The following is a 17,955-nucleotide window of genomic DNA, read 5'->3' as shown; positions in this document are numbered from 1 at the left end:
GCAGCGGTATCGCCATCAACCTGGTGAACCACAACGACACGTTCCAATGGCGCCGCATCGAGCGCTTCGTTGACCGCCGCATCGACGCGAGCACCATCGAAGGCCTGGAGCCGAAGCGCTCGCCCAAGCCGCGCACCGGCGGCCCGCGTGCCGGCGGCGACCGCGGCGGTTATCGTGGCGGCAACGGCGGTGGTAACGGCGGCGGCAACTGGCGCGGCCAGCGTGACGGCTATGCCGCGCGCCAAGGTGGCAACGGTGGCAACAACGAAGGCCGCTTCCAGCGCAGCTTCGGCGGCGACCGTGAAGGCTTCGCCCCGCGCCGTGACGATCGTGGCGACCAGAATGGTGGCTACAAGAGCGGCGGCTACCAAGGTCAAGGCGGCCAGCGCGAGTGGAACCGCGACAGCGCCCCACGCCAGTCGTATGGCCAACAGAACCGCGGCGACTGGCAGCAGCGCCCGGCCCGCACGCAAGACGGCAACCGCGGCTTCGGCAACAGCAACAGCAACAGCAACGGCGGTGGCTACGGCAACCGTGACGGCAACCGCGACGGCAACCGCGAAGGCTACGGCAATCGCGAAGGCGCTCCGCGTCGCTTCGGTGACAACAACGGCAGCCGCTTCGGCGACAACAACGGCGCCGGCGCGCCCCGCCGCAGCTATGGCAACAGCCAAGGCAACGGCTACGGCAGCAAGGGCCGCTCGCGCGACTTCGATCGTTGATCGGCTGAACGCATCGCCCCAATGAAAAAGGCCCCTTCGGGGGCCTTTTTCTATTTCTGCCGTCGGCTCAATGCGCTCAAAGCGCGCAGGTCCGGAACCCGACGAAGATGTCGTCGCGCTCCGGCAGCAGAAAACCCCGGAACCGCGGATGGCGCGCACGCTGCGGCGTATGCGCGGCGGCACCGCGCACCGCCTGCATCGTCATGAAATGCGGCGCGGACAGGCTGGCCACCCGCCCGTGCGATCCGCCCGGCTCGAACTCCGGATACGGCTCGAACGGCGACGACGTCCACTCCCAGACCTGCCCCCAATGGAAGCCGGCGCGACCTTGCACCGCAGCCATTTCCCACTCGTCTTCAGTCGGCAGGCGGCGGCCCGCCCAGCGGCACCACGCCTGCGCCTCGAACAGGCTCACGTGCCGCACCGGCTCATCGCGGTTGAGCGTGCGCGCCTGGCCATAGCGCAGCGCCTGCCACGTGCGCGTGGTCGCATCGCGCTGCCAACCCAGCGGCGCGGAGCGCTCCTGCATCATCAGCCACTCCAGCCCGGCCGGCGACCACCACTGCGGATGGTCATAGCCGCCGTCTTCAACAAACTCCAGGTATTGCCCATTGGTAACCGGCTGCGCGTCGATCTCGAAGGCCGGCACATAGGTGCGATACGGCGGGCGCTCGTTGTCGAAGGCAAAGCCGTCGGCATCGGGCCAGCCCATCTGGAAGCGGCCGCCCGGCAGCGACAGCGTCTGCGAGGCCGGCACCGCGACGGCAGCCAGCGGTGGCTGCCCGGCCGGTTGCAGGCCCAGCACCTGCAGCAGGCCGTGCAGATGCTCGGCGCGCAGGTCTTCGTGGAAGACGGCCCAGCGGAACGGTTCAAGCGCCGCGTCGTCGTCGGTACCCAGTGTGGCGAGTTTGCGCAGCACGCGGTCGAGCACGTCATGCGCGTACTGCTTGACCGCCGCGATGCCCGGCAGCGTCAGCTCCCAGCAGGCGTCCGGCGGCATGCGATCCATGTCGAAGAAGCTGTCGGCGCCTTCCAGCGCGGCTGGCAGCGTGGCCTGCCAGCGCGGCAGGTCCCACTCGGTGCCGGCGCCATCTTCAACGGTCTCGCTGCCGATGCGGCGCGGCGCACGCAGGCACCAGAACTCGGCAAACCAGGCGAGCTGGCCGAGCGTCCACAGCGGCGGCGCATGATGGAGCACGCGCTCGATCTGCCAGCCGCGCTGCGTGTCACCAAACGCGGCCAGCAAGGCCAGCGTGCGGTTGCGCGCATCGACCAGGCTGTGCGCGATGCCCTGGCGCGGCAGGCGGCGTCCGTCAGTCCAGTCGGGAAGCGATCCAATGAAGGTCGGATCGGGAAGCATGAAGAATTCAGCCATGACGGCACACCCTGGACAGAAACCGATCCATTATCGCACCGCCCTGCGCCGCCCTCCCGCCGATGCGGCTAACGCGCACCGCGGCCGACGCTGGCGTGACACACAGCGAAGTCCTGGCTCGCATCGGTCCAGGCGTGCAGGTCTTCGAAACCGGCATCGGCAAAGAGCGCATGCAGACGCGGCAGGTCGTACTTGACGGAATTCTCGGTGTGCACGCGCTCGCCGGCGATAAAGGCACGCACATGCTTGCCCCAGCGCACGGTCACGTCGCACCGGGCTTCCAGATGCATCTCGATGCGATGGGCGTCGGTGCGATACAGCGCGAGGTGGCGCCAGTCGCGCACGTCGAAGTCAGCACCCAGCAGGCGGTTCAGGTTGCGCAGCACGTTCAGGTTGAACGCCGCCGTCACGCCGAGCGGGTCGTCGTAGGCGGCTTCCAGCCGGCGCGCATCCTTGATGAGGTCGACGCCGATCAGCACGCTGTCCCCGCGAGCGGAAGCCTCGCGCAGGCGCTTGAGGAAGGCCAGCGCTTCTGCCGGCGTGAAGTTGCCGAGACTCGAGCCCGGATAGAACCAGACGCGGCGCCCATCGCCCACAGCATCGGGCAGCACCAGCGGCGCGCACAGGTCCGCGCCAATGCCGACCATCGGCAGCTGCGGATGCTGCCGCGCCAGCGCGCGCAGCGTGCCGCGCAGGAAGTCGGCGGAGATGTCGATCGCCACGTAGCGCGACGGCGCCAGCGTGCGGAACAGGCGTGCCGCCTTCTCGCAATTGCCGGCGCCCAGGTCGATGAGCGTTGCGCCACGCCCGACGCGCAGCGCGATCTCGGCGGCATGCTGGCTGAAGATGGCGGCTTCCGTGCGGGTCGGGTAGTACTCGGGCAGATCGGTAATCGCCTCGAACAGCCGGGAGCCGAGCGCATCGTAGAAGAATTTCGGGCTCACGCTGGCCGCGGGCGCCAGCAGGCCCGCCTCTGCCTCGGCACGCAAGGCCGCGTCGTCCTCCATAAAGAGCTGGTAGAAAGTCAGGCCCGCGCCGATGGCCTCGACCGTCGGCTGCGGCTGGATCAGACGGGCCAGCACGCGGCGGGCATAGGCATCGGCGGACGGCTTGGTGGCCTGCATGGTGTCTCCCGGTGGGGGTGGAACGGCACGGTACAGCATCGTCATGAAGGCCATTGGCAGCGAGAAATGTGCCACGGGCTCCGCACTGGTGAATTTGCAGCGTAGACGCCGCCTGGCATCCGCGCCACCCTCTTTTCATCCGAGAACATGACAACGCTGCATGACATCCAGCGTAAAAATCACCCACGCGGCTGAAAAATCCGCACACGGCCCGCTGCGACGCAGGCGTTGCATTTGCGCACCGCAACAATCCTTGCCTGCGCTATAATGCGGACTTCCGTGCGACACGGCGTTATCCGTGGAGAGGGACTGGCCCTCTTAAATCAACCAGTTCGCCGGTTCAGGACGATGCCTCAGTTCTGGATGTAGGACGGCAGCGAGGCAATAGACATGTAATGAAGCGCAGATCGGTGGGTTACCCTCACCTGATCTCGCAATGCAATGACCTGGTCATTATCAGGTTCCGCCCAGTCAGCGGCGTCATCTCCGCTGACAGGCGGAGTGACGTTTGTGTGCCCGATGCCTCCCGGCATCCGAGCCATTGCAATTCAGCAAACCCGGAGCGCAAAGCTCTGCGCGTTATTGTTCGATCGGTCACACCCTCACAGGTGCACGCCGATAGAGAACCTGCCATTCGACTGACAGTAGCCTAAGGAGACATGCGTCACTGGCAACGGTGAGGTGTGAAGCTTTCCTGACAATGTAACCCCCGCAAGGGTGTCGTCCCGCCGTGAGGCGGATCGGCAGAGACTCCGAGCAGCAATGGGGTCGAGGAGCTAGGCTGACTGGCATGGGCAACGTACGTGAACTGCTGATAAACACCGTAAGCATTGATGTGCCAAAGCTGCTGTTAGGCACAAACCAAAAGGTACGTGGTCGGTTGTTCCGCTGGAAGTTCGGAACACGTCGACAAATAGACCACCGGTGAAAAGGCAGGCCCTAACCCAGTCGTGTAACGCGCAGGGAACGTGGTAAGCCCGTATGGCTGCCGAGTGCCGTTGGCTCGGGCAGGCGGACCGCAAGGAACGCTGTTGGCTGTGCGGGTATGGGAGGTTGGAAAAAGCGAATGCCGGGCTGTAATGGTCCGGATAGGGGTTGAAACATCATCCCACGTGAAAGCGGGCAGACTTCCAACTGGTCTTTCGTCGCAAGACGGCTGACAGAAACTCGTGAACTGAAACTCTTCCCTTGAGGGGCAACTCGTCCCTCAGGGGGCATGTTGTCTCTTGCTGCCTGGGAAGACCCTGAAGATAGGAGAGCAGCATGGAAGCAATCATTGAAACGAATGATTCTGCGTTCTCCGGCGCACCGCAAAGCTGGACGACCATTCAATGGCGTCGAGTCGAGCGGAACGTCCGGGCAATGCAGATACGAATTGCGAAGGCAACACAGGAAGAGGACTGGCGCCGGGTGAAAGCCCTGCAACGGTCCTTGACCCGCTCGTTCAGCGCGAAAGCGCTGGCAGTACGACGAGTGACGGAGAACCAAGGCAAGCGAACGGCAGGCGTCGATCGCGAACTGTGGGACTCGCCTGAAGTCCGGTGGAAAGCCATCGGACGGTTGAAACGCCGAGGGTATCGGCCCCTGCCATTGCGGCGGGTCTATATCCCCAAGGCCAACGGGAAGGAGCGCCCACTAGGCATTCCGACCATGTTGGACCGAGCCATGCAGGCGCTTTATCTGCTGGCGCTGGAACCGGTGTCCGAAGGGACGAGCGATCCGAACTCGTATGGGTTCCGGATCAATCGCTCCACGGCAGACGCCATGTCACAGCTATTCGTCTCCCTATCCCAAAAGGCTTCGGCTCAATGGGTACTGGAGGCGGATATCAAAGGCTGTTTTGACCATATCAGCCACGACTGGCTGGAGCGCAATGTCCCGATGGACAAAGCAATCTTGCGGAAGTGGTTGAAGGCTGGCGTGGTATTTCAAGGCCAGTTTCAGGCGACCGAAGCCGGGACGCCGCAAGGGGGCATCATTTCCCCAACACTGGCGAACGTGGCGCTGAACGGGTTGGAGACTCAACTGGTTGCGTTCCTGCGAACGAAACTGGGTGTCACCAAAACCGCGAAGCTGAAAGTGAACGTTGTGCGGTACGCAGACGATTTCGTAATCACCGGCAACACGCCGGAAGTTCTGGAAGACGAAATCAAACCGTGGGTAGAACAGTTCCTTGCTGTACGGGGGCTATCGCTATCGACGGAGAAAACGCGGATCGTCAACATAGCGGACGGCTTCGACTTCCTCGGGTGGAATTTCCGGAAGTACTCGGAAAAGCTGCTCATTAAGCCGAGCAAGAAGAACGCGCAAGCGTTCTATCGCAAGGTCAAGGAAGAGATCGGCGCCAACAAGACGGCTAAGCAAGAAGATCTGATCCGATTGCTGAACCCGGTGTTGAAGGGCTGGGCGCGGTACCACCGCCCCGTAGTAGCCAAAGCGACGTTCAACCGCATGGAGCACGGGATTTTCCGGGCTTTATGGCGGTGGGCAAAACGGCGGCACCCTGGAAAGTCCGCCGATTGGGTGCGAGGAAAATACTTCGCCTCGATTGGCAACCGGAGTTGGGTGTTTGGAACCACAGTCACCGACGGTGACGGCAGTAAGCAGTGGTTTGAGTTGTACCAGTTGTCCGGTACACCCATCGAACGCCACAAGAAGATCAAAGGGGATTACAACCCCTTTGACCCGGCGCAAGAGATGTACGGCGAAACGTTGCGTCAGACGCGGCTGCTCAACAGCATGTCGCACCGGAAGCAATGGATCAAGTTGTACGTCGCTCAGCGGGGCTTGTGCGCGTTGTGTCAGTGCAAGATGACCAAGGAAACGGGGTGGCATGACCACCATATCGAGTACCGCACACACGGTGGCTCGGACGTCCTGGGAAATCGCGTGCTGCTGCACCCGAACTGCCATGCCCAAGTGCATGCCAGAGGTATCAATGTTGTGAAACCGGCCCCAGAGTTATAGGGGCTTTGAAAAGGCTTGAGCCGTATGCGGGGAAACTCGCACGTACGGTTCTTAGGGGGGAGTGTGGCCAGAAATGGTACACTTCTACCCTACTCAAAGGGGAGTAGCTCGGGGGTTCTTCAGCCCCAGGCACGATCGTCAGGACGAAGCGCAGGCTTCCGGTCGTGTCGGCATCGGCAGGTTCCCAGCCTGCTTGTGTCGAGCAAGACCTTTGCAACCGGATTCATGGTCTGCAAAGCGTCACGTCCCTGCCTTCCATGCGATCCGGTCAACCGCGTTTCTTTGTTTGACTTTGGAGCCACCATGGAATGGTTGTCTGACCTCTTCACCATGCAGTTTGCTGCCGCGCTGGCCTCGATCATCGTGATCGACCTGGTGCTGGCGGGCGATAACGCCATCCTCATCGCACTGGCCGCGCGCAACCTGCCGCCGGAGTTGCAGAAGAAGGCCATCCTGTGGGGCGCGGCCGGCGCGATCGTCGTGCGTGCGCTGATGACGCTGGCAGTCGTGTGGCTGCTGAAGATTCCGGGCCTGATGCTGGTGGGCGGCCTGGCGCTGGTGTGGATCGCGTGGAAGCTGCTGGCCGACGATGGCCAGGGCGATGACGCGCACGGCCCCGCCAGCCACACGCTGATGGGCGCGATGAAGACCATCATCATCGCCGATGCGGTGATGGGCATCGACAACGTGCTGGCCATTGCTGGCGCCTCGCACGGCAGCTTCCTGCTGGTGGTGCTGGGTCTGCTGGTGAGCGTGCCGGTGGTGGTGTGGGGCAGCGGCGTGGTGCTGCGCCTGATCGAGCGTTTCCCGCTCATCATCTACGGCGGTGCGGCGGTGCTCGCTTATACGGCCGCCCACATGATCGTGGCCGAACCTGTCATCAAGCCGTTCTTTGCCGAACAACCGCCGCTGGCTTGGGGCCTGTATGTGCTGGTGTTCGTGGTGGTGCTGGGCGGCGGCTGGCTGACGCAGCGTCGCCGCCAACAGCCGGCCTAAGCGCTTAGGCCGTGATGGGCTGACCGGACAGGACCTGCGCCAGCATGGCGCGGTCGATGTTGCCGCCGGTCAGCGGCAGGCCGACGCGCAGGCCGGCGAGTTGCTCGCGCTGCTGCCACGCGCCCGCCAGGGCTGCGGCGGCAGCGCCTTCAGCCACGTTGTGCGTGGTGGAGAAATACAGGCGGATGGCCTCGGCCACCTCGTCATCCGTGACCGCGACGATCTCGTCGACACCGGCGCGGATCACCTCCAGCGCCTTCGTATCCGGCGTGCGGCAGGCCAGGCCATCGGCCAGCAGCGTCGACACCGGCGCCGACACCGCGGCGCCGCTCACAAACGAGTGCTCATAACATCGGGCGTGCGCCGACACCACGCCAACGATGCGCGTCGACAGCCCGAACGCATCGCGCGCCTGCACGGCGGCGCAGATGCCCGAGCCCATGCCGATCGGCACGTACACCACGTCCAGCGGCGCCGCCTCGAAGAATTCCAGCCAGTAGCTCGCCACCCCGGCGACGAGGTCTTCGTGATACGAGGGCACCAGGTGCAGGCCGCGCTCGGCCGCGAGTTGCGCGGCCACTTCGCGGCTGGCCTGGAAGTCGTCCCCCGCTTCGATCAGCTCGGCACCCAACGCGCGCATGGCGGCGTTCTTCTCCACGCTGTTGCCGTGCGGCACGACGATGGTGGCCGTCATGCCGTTCTGGCGCGCGGCCAACGCGATCGACTGGCCGTGGTTGCCGCGCGTCGCGGCGATCACACCGCGCAGCTCCGGCTCGCGGCGGCGCAGCGCGTGCAGATAGGTCAGCCCGCCGCGCACCTTGAAGGCGCCCACTTCCGTATGGTTCTCGTGCTTGACCCACACCGCCGCGCCCATGGCCTGCGACAGGAGCGGCCAACAGTATTGCGGCGTCGGCGGGATCACCGCGTTGACGACGCTGGCGGCCGCGCGCAGGCGGCGCAGTTCGGCGGCACGGTTGAGCGAGGCGGCGGTGGTGATGGGCGACATGGCGGGCTCCAGCAGACAGTTTGAGGCGATGGCTGTATCTTGCTCGCCCGCAATGCCGCAGAACATCGACACTTGCGCGATTTGTCAGTCAAACTGTGCCGCCTGATCGACCGGGCCAGTTGCCGGACACAACCGGTACAGTTGAGCGCCCGGCCGCACTCTGCCGCTCACGTTACAATGCGGCTCAATCGATTCACGACGTTCTGCACCCTCGTCACCCCTGCAATGCAGCCCTATCTCGACCTGATGCGCCATGTCTACGAACATGGCACCGACAAAGCCGACCGCACCGGCACCGGCACGCGCTCCGTGTTCGGCCACCAGATGCGCTTCAACCTGCAGGACGGCTTTCCTCTGGTGACCACCAAGAAGGTCCACATCAAGTCCATCGTCTATGAACTGCTGTGGTTCCTCCAGGGCGCAACCAACGTGCGCTGGCTGCAGGACAACGGCGTGACGATCTGGGACGAGTGGGCGGACGCCGACGGCGAACTGGGCCCGATCTACGGCTACCAATGGCGCTCCTGGCCCTCGCCCACCGGCGAGCACATCGACCAGATCGCCGAGCTGATCGCGCAGATCAAGCGCAACCCTGATTCGCGCCGGCTGATCGTCTCGGCGTGGAACGTGGCCGACATCCCGCGCATGAAGCTGCCGCCCTGCCACGCGTTCTTCCAGTTCTACGTGGCTGACGGCAAGCTGTCGTGCCAGCTGTACCAGCGCAGCGCCGACATCTTCCTCGGCGTGCCATTCAACATCGCCAGCTACGCCCTGCTCACGTACATGATCGCGCAGCAGACCGGCCTGGACGTGGGTGACTTTGTCTGGACAGGCGGTGACTGCCACCTCTACAACAACCACTTCGAGCAGGTCGAAACACAGCTCGCGCGCGAACCGCTGCCGCTCCCCAAGCTGCAGATCAAGCGCAAGCCCGAGAGCATCTTCGATTACCAGTACGAAGACTTCGAGATCGTCGGCTACCAGAGCCACGCGGCCATCAAGGCACCGGTGGCGGTGTAACGGCATGACGATCCTGACCCTCATCGTCGCCCGCGCCCGCAACGGCGTAATCGGCCGCAACAACACGCTGCCCTGGCGCCTGCCCGAAGACCTCGCGCACTTCAAGCGCACCACCATGGGCGCGCCCATCGTGATGGGCCGCAAGACGTACGACTCGATCGGCCGCCCGCTGCCGGGCCGTCGCAACATCGTCGTCACGCGCAACGCCAAGCTGGAACTGCCCGGCTGCGAGATCGCCCATTCGATGGAAGACGCGCAGCGCCTGTGCATCGGCGTCGAGCAGATCTTCCTGATCGGCGGTGCGCAGCTGTATGCCGATGCCCTGCCCAGCGCCGACCGCTTGATCGTCACCGAGATCGACGCGGATTTCGAAGGCGATGCGCACTTCCCCACGCCCGACCCGAAGGTCTGGCACGAGGTCGCGCGCGAGACGCACCACGCGGGCGCACCGAACGATTTCGACTACGCCTTCGTCACCTACGAACGGCCGCCTTCGGACGAGCAGTAAGCCGGCGATAGCCAACAAAAAACGCGCTCAGCTTCGAGCGCGTTTTTCATTGGGGCGAAGCGACTCACTCGCCGGCGATGGTCATCTGCTCGATCAGGATCGAACCGGTTTCCTTGGTGCCGCGCACCAGTGCATCCGCGCCGATGGCGACGATCTGGCGGAACATCTCGCGCAGGTTGCCGGCGATGGTGATCTCTTCCACCGGGTACTGGATCACGCCGTTCTCGACCCAATAGCCCGATACGCCGCGCGAGTAATCGCCGGTCACGTAGTTGACGCCCTGACCCATCAGCTCGGTCACCAGCAGACCCGTGCCCATGCGACGCAGCATGCCGGCGAAGTCGTCTTCGGCCTTCGTCTGATCGGAGAACAGCGTCAGGTTGTGCGAGCCGCCGGCGTTACCGGTGGTCTGCATGCCGAGCTTGCGCGCGGAATACGTCGACAGGAAGTAGCCCTCGACCACGCCATCCTTGACCACGTCACGGCGCTGCGTGCGCACACCTTCCTCATCGAAGGGCGCGCTACCCATGCCAGCGGCCACGTGCGGGTCTTCCTTGATCTGCACGTGCGGCGCGAAGATTTCCTTGCCGAGCGAATCGAGCAGGAAGGTCGACTTGCGGTACAGCGCCCCGCCCGACACCGCCTGCACGAAGGCCCCCAGCAAGCCAGCCGCCAGCGGCGCCTCGAACAGCACCGGGCACTTGCGCGTGGTCAGCCGGCGGGCGGACAGGCGTGCCAGCGCGCGCTCCGCGGCGTACTTGCCGATGGCCTCGGGCGCCGCCAGATCCTTGGGCGAGCGCTTGGACGAATACCAGTCGTCGCGCTGCATATGTGCACCCGAGCCGGCGATCGGCGCGCACGAAATGAAGTGCCGCGAATACGGATAGCCACCCAGGAAGCCGCGCGAGGTGGCCAGCACGAAGTGCGAGTGCTGCGCCGAGATGCTGGCGCCGTCGCTGTTGCGGATCTTCGGGCTCACGGCGAAGGCGGCGGCTTCGGCGGCGCGGGCGATCTCAACCGCGCCTTCGGCATCGATCATCCACGGGTGATACAGCTCGAGGTCGCGCGGATGCTTTTCCAGCAATTCCTCTTCGGCCAACCCGGCAGCATCGTCATCGGCGGTGAAGCGCGCGATGTTGTAGGCGGCCTCGACCGTGGAGCGCAGCGCCGCCGAGGAGAAATCCGACGTGCTGGCGTTGCCGCGCTTCTTGCCAAGCATCACCGTCACGCCGACGATCTTGTCGCGGTTCTGTTCGATGGTCTCGATCTCGCCCTTGCGCACCGTGACCGACAGGCCCTGGCCCTCGGAGATCTCCGTCGCGGCATCGGTGGCGCCGAGTTCGCGTGCAATGCGCAGCACATCGCGCGCCATCTCTTCGAGCTGGTCGCGGCGGTAGGCGAACACGGCGCCGTTGACATTGCGGGTCTTGGAATCGAGCGTCTGGGACATAGGCAAGGAAGGGGGAAAACGGGGGCCAAAAACGGAAGCCATTTCGGCGGAAGCGCCCATCATAGCAAGATACAATGCGCGCCATGAGCCGAGCATCCCGACACAACCCCACGTATCTGCAACCCGTCGTGCGCACCGACATCGGTGACGAGGACGATCCGGATACGCCCAAGAGCAAATCGCAGCGCAAGCGCGAGGTGAACGCCCTGCAGGACCTGGGCACCGCACTGGAAGCGCTGCCCAAGGACAAACTCGCCAAGGTGCCGCTGCCCGAGAAGCTGCTCGACGCCCTGCGCGAGGCCAAGCGCACCACCGCACACGAAGGCAAGCGCCGCCAGATGCAGTACATCGGCAAGCTGATGCGCGCCCTGACCGATGAAGAAGTCGAAGCCATCCGCCGCGTGCTGGCGACCTTCGTGGGCGCCTCCAAGGCCGAAACCGCGCGCCTGCACGCCATGGAGCGCTGGCGCGACCGCCTGATCGCCGGCGACGATGCCGTCACCGAGTTCATTGCCGCGCACCCGGAGTCTGATGTGCAGGCCCTGCGCACGTTGGTGCGCAACGCACGCAAGGAAGCGCAGCTGGCCAAGCCGCCCAAGTCGTCGCGCGAGCTGTTCCAGATGGTCAAGCAGGCCCTGTCCGGCAATGACCGCGAGGACGAAGATACCGATCAACCTGAAGCCGAAGACGACGAAGCATGACCGCCCCCGCCTCCTCCTTCCCGCTCACCCGCCGCCATCCCGACGAGCTGCTCGTCGGTTTCGTGTCGATCTCCGACCGCGCCTCGGCCGGGACGTATCAGGATGAGGGAATTCCGGCGCTGCGCGATTGGTTTGGTGCCGCGCTGTCGTCGCCGTGGCAGGGGGTGGAGCGCCTGATTCCGGACGATCAGGCGACGATTTCCGCCACGCTGATCGACCTGGTCGACCACGCCGGCTGCGATCTGGTGCTGACCACTGGCGGCACCGGCCCGACGCGCCGTGACGTGACGCCCGAGGCCACGCTGGCCGTCGCTACCAAGGAGATGCCGGGCTTCGGCGAGCAGATGCGCCAGATCAGCCTGAACTTCGTGCCGACGGCGATCCTGTCGCGGCAGGTGGCGGTGATCCGCGAGACGCCCTCGCGCGCGGCGCTGATCATCAACCTGCCGGGCCAGCCGCGCGCCATCCGCGAGACGCTGGAAGGCCTGAAGGACGCCGAGGGTCGCGCGACGGTACCGGGCATCTTCGCCGCGGTGCCCTACTGCATCGACCTGATCGGCGGCCCGTACATCGAGACGCATGACAGCGTGGTCAAGGCCTGGCGGCCCAAACACGGTGTCCGGGCGAAACCGTTGCAGGTGTAAGGCTTACGGAGCGACGGAAGACGCCAGGGCTTCGGCTTCCGGCGTCTGCCGCTCGTCACGGATGAAGTGCTCGCGGTAGTAGCGCAGCTCCTCGATCGACTCGATGATGTCCGCATACGCCGTGTGCCGCTGGTGCTTGGTGAAACCCTTGGCGATGGCCGGCTGCCAGCGCTTGCACAGTTCCTTGAGCGTCGAGACGTCCAGGTTGCGGTAGTGGAAATACGCCTCCAGCTTGGGCATGTAGCGCGCCATGAAGCGGCGGTCCTGGCAGATCGAGTTGCCGCACATCGGCGACTTGCTCTTGGGCACCCACTTCTTCAGGAAGGCCAGCAGTGCGGCTTCGGCTTCGGCTTCGGTCGTGGTCGAGGCCTTGACCTTGTCGATCAGGCCCGAGCGGCCGTGCGTGCCCTTGTTCCAGGCGTCCATGCCGTCGAGCAGTTCGTCGGACTGGTGGATCACCAGCACCGGGCCCTCGGCCAGCACGTTCAGCTCCGAATCCGTCACCACCACCGCCACCTCGATGATGCGGTCGTTCTCAGGGCTCAGGCCGGTCATCTCCATGTCGAGCCAGACCAGGTTGTTGTCGCTCTTGGCGGCAACGGGGTTGGGGGTCGCGGACGATGCTGCCGGCTTGGAAACTGGGGTGCTCACACGAAGGCCTTGAGAAAATGACTGAAGGCTATAATTTTCGCATATCTGATAGCCGTTCCCCCACATGACCGCCTTTACCGTTGTCTTCCTGATCGCCCTCGTGCTGATGGCCGCCACCCGCCTGTGGCTGGCCGCGCGGCAGATCCGTCACGTGGCACGCCACCGCAATGCCGTGCCCGCGCAATTCGCCGAGTCGATCACGCTCGACATGCACCACAAGGCCGCCGACTACACCATCGCCCGCACGCGCCTGGCGATGCTGGAAGTGCCGGTGCAGGCCGCGCTGCTGATCGCGCTCACGCTGCTGGGCGGCCTGAACTGGCTAAACCAGGCATGGCTGGGCGTGTTCGGGCCGGGCTATGCGTACGGCGTGGCGCTGATCGCCTCGGTGGTTGTCATCAGCAGCCTGATCGAGCTGCCGTTCTCGCTGTACAGCCAGTTCGTGATCGAGGAGCGCTTCGGCTTCAACCGCATGACCTGGAAGCTGTGCCTGGCCGATGGCCTCAAGGGGCTGGCGATCGGCATCGTACTGGGCCTGCCGCTGCTGCTGGCCGTGCTGTGGCTGATGAACAAGATGGGCGCGCAGTGGTGGCTCTACACGTGGCTCGTGTGGATGGCCTTCATGCTGTTTGTGCAGGCGATCCACCCCAACGTGATCGCACCACTGTTCAACAAGTTCTCGCCGCTGGAAGACGGGGAAATGCGTACGCGCATCGAAAGCCTGCTCCAGCGCTGCGGTTTTGCCAGCAAGGGCCTGTTCGTCATGGACGGCAGCCGCCGCAGTGCCCACGGCAATGCCTACTTCAGCGGCTTTGGCGCCACCAAGCGCATCGTTTTCTTCGACACCCTGCTCGCCCGTCTGAACCCGCCTGAGATGGAAGCCGTGCTCGCGCACGAGCTGGGGCACTTCAAACGCCACCACATCACCAAGCGTATTGCCGTGATGTTCTTGCTGAGTCTCGGGCTGCTGGCGCTGCTCGGCTGGCTGATGACGCGCACATGGTTCTACCTGGGCCTGGGCGTTGCGCCCAACCTGTTCTCCGACAACCACGCGCTGGCGCTGATGCTGTTCTTCCTGGTGCTGCCGGTGTTCACCTTCTTCATCTCGCCGCTGGCGAGCCTGTCCTCGCGCAAGCATGAGTTCGAGGCGGATGCCTTTGCCGCGCAGCATGCCGAGGCGCCGATGCTGGTGTCCGCGCTGGTCAAGCTGTACCAGGACAATGCCTCGACACTGACGCCGGACCCCGTCTACTCGGCGTTCTACTACTCCCACCCGACCGCATCGCAGCGCATCGCGCGCCTGGTGCACGCGGCCGCATGACGCGCGGCAAACCGGGCCGCGCAGGTCACAAGCAGCACGCCGCGGGAGAGCGCGGGCTCGTCATCGCAGCGCATGGCCGCCACTACCTGGTCGAGCGCTCGCCCGAGAGCGGCGGCGGCTACCTGCAATGCTTCCCGCGCGGCAAGCGCAGCGAATGCGCCGTCGGCGATCACGTCGTCTATGAAGCCACCGCCGTCGACCAGGGCGTGGTCGTGCGCGTGGACGAGCGCCGCAACCTGCTCCACCGCTCCGACCAGTTCAAATCCAAGGTACTGGCGGCCAACCTTGACCAGGTCATCATCATGCTCGGCACCGAACCGAGCTTCTCCGAAGACCTGCTCGGCCGCGCGCTGGTGGCGGCGGAATCGCTGGGCATCACCCCGCTGGTCCTGCTCAACAAGATCGACCTGACCGCCCGCCTGGAGACGGCTCGCTCGCGTCTGATGCTGTATCGGGAGCTTGGGTATACGGTCGTGGAGCTGACGGTGCACGGCGCCCCCGAAGCCGCACACGCCACACTGGAACCCCATGTGGCTGGTCGCGCGTCGATCCTCATCGGGCAGTCCGGCATGGGCAAGTCGTCGCTGCTGAATCTGCTGATCCCGGGCGTGGATGCACAGACGCGCGAGATCTCCGAGAAGCTCGATTCGGGCAAGCACACCACCACCTTCACGCGGCTGTATCACCTGCCCGCCGATTGGGGCCAGGGCGGCGTGCTGATCGACTCGCCGGGCTTCCAGGAGTTTGGCCTGCACCACCTGAGCGAGGGCATGCTGGAGCGCGCCTTCCCCGAGTTCCGTCCACGCCTGACCGAGTGCCGCTTTTATAACTGCCGCCACCTCCAGGAGCCGGGCTGTGGCATCCTGGGTGCCATGGCCGAGGGCAAGATCGATCCGCGCCGGCATCAGCTGTATGCGCAACTGCTGCACGAATCGGAGCAGCAAAAGCCCTGGTAAGGGCCGCACGAACGTTCGGGGAGGCTGGGATGAAACTGTTGATCAGCAGTCCATCGCTCGGCATGGCGGCGCACTGGCAGAACGTGCTGTCCGCCGCCGGTATCCGCACCGAGCTTCGCAACATCTACCTGAGCAGCGTGGCAGGCGACGTGCCACCGCAGGACTGCGCCGCGCAGGTCTGGCTGGTGAACCCGGAACAGGAAGCGCAAGCGCAAGCATTGCTCGATCAGGCCCGCCATCCCCCGACGGGCCCGGCCTGGCGCTGCAAGCATTGCGGTGAACTGCACGAGCCGCAGTTCGCCCAATGCTGGCGCTGCGGCAAAGACCGCGAGGATGCGGCCTAGGGGGAGCTGGAAGCTAGCGCAGGATCAACCCAGCCACACGGCGACCGACAGCATCGCCAGCAGCAGCATCCACAGCACCACCGCGCGCCACACCAGCCCCACGGCCGACTGCAGCGTGCGCACGTTCGCCTCCTGCCCCACTTCCATCGGATAGGCGCCGTCCTCGTCGACAATGCTCTCGGCCGAATCGCGCTCGGGAATCGGCGTACCAAGACGTACACCCAATGCACCGCCGCCGGCCGCCAGCAGGATGCCGTTGACCTCGTCGCCCCATTTGACGGCGCGGTTGCGCCAGGCGTACACCGCGTCTTCGAAGTTGCCGACGATGGCAAAGCCGATCGCCGTCAGGCGCGACGGAACGTAGTCGATCACGAAGAAGGCCTGGCGCGCGAACTGGCCGAGCACCGGGCTGCGCTCCATCGACGGCTCGCTCCAGTGGCGCGCGAGGTATTCCGCGCCGCGATACAGGATCACCCCTGCCGGCCCGATCGGCACCAAAAACCAGAAGAACACACCGAACACGTGGCGATGCGCCGCCACGATCGCGGCCTCGAGCGTGTGACGGACGATCTCGTTGACGGGCATGTCGGTCGTGTCCAGCCCCGACCATTCGTTCAGGATCAGCCGCGCGGTGGTGACATCATCGCGGCGCAGCGCCTCGTGGATGTCGGTGAAGTAATGGCTGAACTGGCGGAAGCCGAGGGTCAGGTAGACCATCACCACGTTCCACAGGAAGGCCAGCCCGATGCTGATTGACGACAGCAGGTAGTGCACCAACGCCACCACCACGACCGCCGGCAGCGTGACGACACACCATGCCAGGATGGCGTCGCGGCGCTGCCCGGTGTCGAACCAGGTTTCCGCCCGCGCCGCCAGGGCGCGCAAGACGTCGTAAATCGGGTTGTCCCGGCTGAGCGCACGGAATTGCTCAAGGATCAGCGCACAGAGTACGGAGAAAAAGGTCATTGGACTGGCGTTGCAGGGGCGTTACCGGCGCGCGGATGTCGCTTCAAGGCGCCGTGGATGCTGTGTGCGAAACGATAGCACAGGGCGTGCGCGTCACAGCGCACCGTACCGTTGGCGCTACGCTGCCAGCAGGTGATAGAGGTTGCGGAGCATGCCCGCGGTGGCACCCCAGATGAAGTGGTAGCCGCCGTCCTCTCGGCGATATGGCATCGCGTAGAAGTGCCGCACGCGGTCATCCCAGCGCAGCTCGCGCACTTCGTGGTTGGCGGGATTCATCAGGAAGGCGAGCGGCACCTCGAACACCTCGGCCACCTCGCTCGGGTCTGCCCGCAGGGTGAAATCGGGCGTCAGCAGCCCGACGACCGGGCTCACGTGAAAGCCCGAGCCAGTGATGTAGTCCGGCAGGCGCCCCACCACCTCGACGAAATCCGAGCCGATGCCGACCTCCTCCACCGTCTCGCGCAGCGCGGTGGCGACCATGTCGCGGTCGATGGCTTCGCGCCCGCCGCCGGGGAAGCTGATCTGCCCGGCGTGCTGGCTGAGCGACGCGTTGCGCTGGGTCAGCAGCACCGTCAGGCCGGCGTCGCGCTGCACCAACGGCACCAGCACGGCAGCCTCCCGCAGCTTGAGTCCGGCGTCGATCAGGCGCGATTCGTCGGTGTGCTCCGGCTCCCAGGCAGGCTGGGCGCGCAGGCGCTCGCGCACGAATTCGGCAGACAGCCGCGCGCTCCCAAGCGCCGGCAACGGTGCCGAGGCAGGCATCACCGGCAACTGCTCAGGATCGAACACGGGACGGCGCATGGGGCTGGAATGGATGGGGGTCGTGGGCGGAAGACTGCCATGTGGGTGCAATCTTCCGCCGCAAAAGAGAAAAAAGGCACCCGAAGGTGCCTTTTCGCAAAGCCCGCAGATTACTGCGCTGCGACTTCCTTGCGCTTGAAGGTCAGCTTTTCCTTGATGCGTGCCGACTTGCCCGAGCGTTGGCGCAGGTAGTACAGCTTGGCACGGCGCACATCGCCGCGACGCTTCACTTCGATGCTGGCCAGCAGCGGCGAGTACAGCTGGAACGTACGCTCCACGCCTTCGCCCGAAGAAATCTTGCGAACGATGAACGACGAGTTCAGGCCACGATTGCGCTTGGCAATCACAACGCCTTCATACGCCTGCACACGCTTGCGGGTGCCTTCCACGACGTTCACGTTGA

Annotated in this window: 17 protein-coding genes and 1 pseudogene; 10 read left to right on the top strand and 8 right to left on the bottom strand. The window is 65.0% G+C overall.

The features are described from left to right. A pseudogene (locus QZ609_RS14625) lies at positions 1-722 on the top strand (RNA helicase); the annotation flags it as partial. 76 nt (positions 723-798) lie between these two features. Here the strand turns inward: QZ609_RS14625 and QZ609_RS14620 are convergent. Further along, positions 799-2,097 (bottom strand): ergothioneine biosynthesis protein EgtB, encoded by a 1,299-nt coding sequence (locus tag QZ609_RS14620; protein ID WP_295496098.1) that lies wholly within the window; start codon positions 2,095-2,097, stop codon positions 799-801. 68 nt (positions 2,098-2,165) lie between these two features. Beyond that, positions 2,166-3,221 (bottom strand): L-histidine N(alpha)-methyltransferase, encoded by a 1,056-nt coding sequence (egtD, locus tag QZ609_RS14615; protein ID WP_295496095.1) that lies wholly within the window; start codon positions 3,219-3,221, stop codon positions 2,166-2,168. A 1,263-nt stretch (positions 3,222-4,484) separates the two neighbouring features. Between egtD and ltrA the strand changes: the two genes are divergently transcribed. Together ltrA and QZ609_RS14605 are read left to right on the top strand one after the other, a co-directional pair. Further along, complete coding sequence (ltrA, locus tag QZ609_RS14610; RefSeq protein WP_295496092.1) at positions 4,485-6,188, top strand: group II intron reverse transcriptase/maturase; 1,704 nt, start codon at positions 4,485-4,487, stop codon at positions 6,186-6,188. A 303-nt stretch (positions 6,189-6,491) separates the two neighbouring features. Further along, on the top strand, positions 6,492-7,184 hold the full coding sequence (locus QZ609_RS14605) for a TerC family protein (RefSeq protein ID WP_295496089.1): 693 nt from the start codon (positions 6,492-6,494) through the stop codon (positions 7,182-7,184). 4 nt (positions 7,185-7,188) lie between these two features. On the opposite strand, the gene QZ609_RS14600 is transcribed toward QZ609_RS14605, so the two are convergent. Beyond that, positions 7,189-8,190: a threonine dehydratase gene (locus QZ609_RS14600; protein WP_295496087.1), complete on the bottom strand. Its 1,002-nt coding sequence runs from the start codon at positions 8,188-8,190 to the stop codon at positions 7,189-7,191. 225 nt (positions 8,191-8,415) lie between these two features. Between QZ609_RS14600 and QZ609_RS14595 the strand changes: the two genes are divergently transcribed. Together QZ609_RS14595 and QZ609_RS14590 are read left to right on the top strand one after the other, a co-directional pair. Beyond that, positions 8,416-9,210 (top strand): thymidylate synthase, encoded by a 795-nt coding sequence (locus tag QZ609_RS14595; protein ID WP_295496084.1) that lies wholly within the window; start codon positions 8,416-8,418, stop codon positions 9,208-9,210. 4 nt (positions 9,211-9,214) lie between these two features. After that, the gene (locus tag QZ609_RS14590) at positions 9,215-9,718 is read left to right on the top strand and encodes a dihydrofolate reductase (protein WP_295496080.1); all 504 of its coding nucleotides are present in this window, start codon (positions 9,215-9,217) and stop codon (positions 9,716-9,718) included. Between the two features lie 64 nt (positions 9,719-9,782). Here QZ609_RS14590 and pmbA read toward each other — a convergent pair whose 3' ends face one another. Then, positions 9,783-11,168: a metalloprotease PmbA gene (gene pmbA / locus QZ609_RS14585; protein WP_295496077.1), complete on the bottom strand. Its 1,386-nt coding sequence runs from the start codon at positions 11,166-11,168 to the stop codon at positions 9,783-9,785. Positions 11,169-11,251: 83 nt separating this feature from the next. On the opposite strand from pmbA, the gene yjgA reads away from it, so the two are divergent. Both yjgA and mog read left to right on the top strand, forming a co-directional pair. Beyond that, on the top strand, positions 11,252-11,869 hold the full coding sequence (gene yjgA, locus QZ609_RS14580) for a ribosome biogenesis factor YjgA (RefSeq protein ID WP_295496074.1): 618 nt from the start codon (positions 11,252-11,254) through the stop codon (positions 11,867-11,869). Then, positions 11,866-12,513, top strand: a complete 648-nt coding sequence (gene mog / locus QZ609_RS14575) for a molybdopterin adenylyltransferase (RefSeq protein ID WP_295496071.1) — start codon at positions 11,866-11,868, stop codon at positions 12,511-12,513. Before yjgA ends, mog begins: the two co-directional genes overlap by 4 nt. Before the next feature lie 3 nt (positions 12,514-12,516). On the opposite strand, the gene orn is transcribed toward mog, so the two are convergent. Then, complete coding sequence (gene orn, locus QZ609_RS14570; RefSeq protein ID WP_295496068.1) at positions 12,517-13,164, bottom strand: oligoribonuclease; 648 nt, start codon at positions 13,162-13,164, stop codon at positions 12,517-12,519. Between the two features lie 64 nt (positions 13,165-13,228). Here orn and QZ609_RS14565 point away from each other — a divergent pair, with 64 nt between their 5' ends. The 3 genes from QZ609_RS14565 to QZ609_RS14555 are packed head-to-tail and all read left to right on the top strand — an operon-like array spanning position 13,229 to position 15,785. Continuing rightward, positions 13,229-14,485: a M48 family metallopeptidase gene (locus tag QZ609_RS14565; protein WP_295496066.1), complete on the top strand. Its 1,257-nt coding sequence runs from the start codon at positions 13,229-13,231 to the stop codon at positions 14,483-14,485. Next, positions 14,482-15,441, top strand: coding sequence for a ribosome small subunit-dependent GTPase A (rsgA, locus tag QZ609_RS14560; protein WP_295496063.1), 960 nt, complete (start codon positions 14,482-14,484; stop codon positions 15,439-15,441). Before QZ609_RS14565 ends, rsgA begins: the two co-directional genes overlap by 4 nt. A gap of 29 nt (positions 15,442-15,470) precedes the next feature. Next, positions 15,471-15,785, top strand: coding sequence for a hypothetical protein (locus QZ609_RS14555; protein WP_295496060.1), 315 nt, complete (start codon positions 15,471-15,473; stop codon positions 15,783-15,785). Positions 15,786-15,809: 24 nt separating this feature from the next. Here the strand turns inward: QZ609_RS14555 and QZ609_RS14550 are convergent, their stop codons facing one another. The 3 genes from QZ609_RS14550 to rplS form a co-directional block, all read right to left on the bottom strand. After that, positions 15,810-16,751, bottom strand: a complete 942-nt coding sequence (locus QZ609_RS14550) for a CobD/CbiB family protein (protein ID WP_295496057.1) — start codon at positions 16,749-16,751, stop codon at positions 15,810-15,812. A gap of 117 nt (positions 16,752-16,868) precedes the next feature. Continuing rightward, positions 16,869-17,552, bottom strand: a complete 684-nt coding sequence (locus QZ609_RS14545; protein ID WP_295496054.1) for a CoA pyrophosphatase — start codon at positions 17,550-17,552, stop codon at positions 16,869-16,871. A gap of 110 nt (positions 17,553-17,662) precedes the next feature. Then, positions 17,663-17,955, bottom strand: a 293-nt coding sequence (gene rplS / locus QZ609_RS14540; RefSeq protein ID WP_295496051.1) for a 50S ribosomal protein L19, incomplete at its 5' end; no start/stop codon positions are given.

The sequence above is a fragment of the uncultured Ralstonia sp. genome, from assembly GCA_913056305.1.
Classification (GTDB): Bacteria; Pseudomonadota; Gammaproteobacteria; order Burkholderiales; family Burkholderiaceae; genus Ralstonia.
The sequence above is the reverse complement of the archived record's forward strand: the minus strand, read 5'-3'. Positions and strand labels throughout refer to the sequence as shown.

What these genes read in the sequence shown, in the direction of transcription:
- QZ609_RS14620 (WP_295496098.1), bottom strand. Translation starts at nt 2,097, where the DNA reads ATGGCTGAATTCTTCATGCTTCCCGATCCGACCTTCATTGGATCGCTT.
- egtD (WP_295496095.1), bottom strand. Translation starts at nt 3,221, where the DNA reads ATGCAGGCCACCAAGCCGTCCGCCGATGCCTATGCCCGCCGCGTGCTG.
- ltrA (WP_295496092.1), top strand. Translation starts at nt 4,485, where the DNA reads ATGGAAGCAATCATTGAAACGAATGATTCTGCGTTCTCCGGCGCACCG.
- QZ609_RS14605 (WP_295496089.1), top strand. Translation starts at nt 6,492, where the DNA reads ATGGAATGGTTGTCTGACCTCTTCACCATGCAGTTTGCTGCCGCGCTG.
- QZ609_RS14600 (WP_295496087.1), bottom strand. Translation starts at nt 8,190, where the DNA reads ATGTCGCCCATCACCACCGCCGCCTCGCTCAACCGTGCCGCCGAACTG.
- QZ609_RS14595 (WP_295496084.1), top strand. Translation starts at nt 8,416, where the DNA reads ATGCAGCCCTATCTCGACCTGATGCGCCATGTCTACGAACATGGCACC.
- QZ609_RS14590 (WP_295496080.1), top strand. Translation starts at nt 9,215, where the DNA reads ATGACGATCCTGACCCTCATCGTCGCCCGCGCCCGCAACGGCGTAATC.
- pmbA (WP_295496077.1), bottom strand. Translation starts at nt 11,168, where the DNA reads ATGTCCCAGACGCTCGATTCCAAGACCCGCAATGTCAACGGCGCCGTG.
- yjgA (WP_295496074.1), top strand. Translation starts at nt 11,252, where the DNA reads ATGAGCCGAGCATCCCGACACAACCCCACGTATCTGCAACCCGTCGTG.
- mog (WP_295496071.1), top strand. Translation starts at nt 11,866, where the DNA reads ATGACCGCCCCCGCCTCCTCCTTCCCGCTCACCCGCCGCCATCCCGAC.
- QZ609_RS14565 (WP_295496066.1), top strand. Translation starts at nt 13,229, where the DNA reads ATGACCGCCTTTACCGTTGTCTTCCTGATCGCCCTCGTGCTGATGGCC.
- rsgA (WP_295496063.1), top strand. Translation starts at nt 14,482, where the DNA reads ATGACGCGCGGCAAACCGGGCCGCGCAGGTCACAAGCAGCACGCCGCG.
- QZ609_RS14555 (WP_295496060.1), top strand. Translation starts at nt 15,471, where the DNA reads ATGAAACTGTTGATCAGCAGTCCATCGCTCGGCATGGCGGCGCACTGG.
- QZ609_RS14550 (WP_295496057.1), bottom strand. Translation starts at nt 16,751, where the DNA reads ATGACCTTTTTCTCCGTACTCTGTGCGCTGATCCTTGAGCAATTCCGT.
- QZ609_RS14545 (WP_295496054.1), bottom strand. Translation starts at nt 17,552, where the DNA reads ATGCGCCGTCCCGTGTTCGATCCTGAGCAGTTGCCGGTGATGCCTGCC.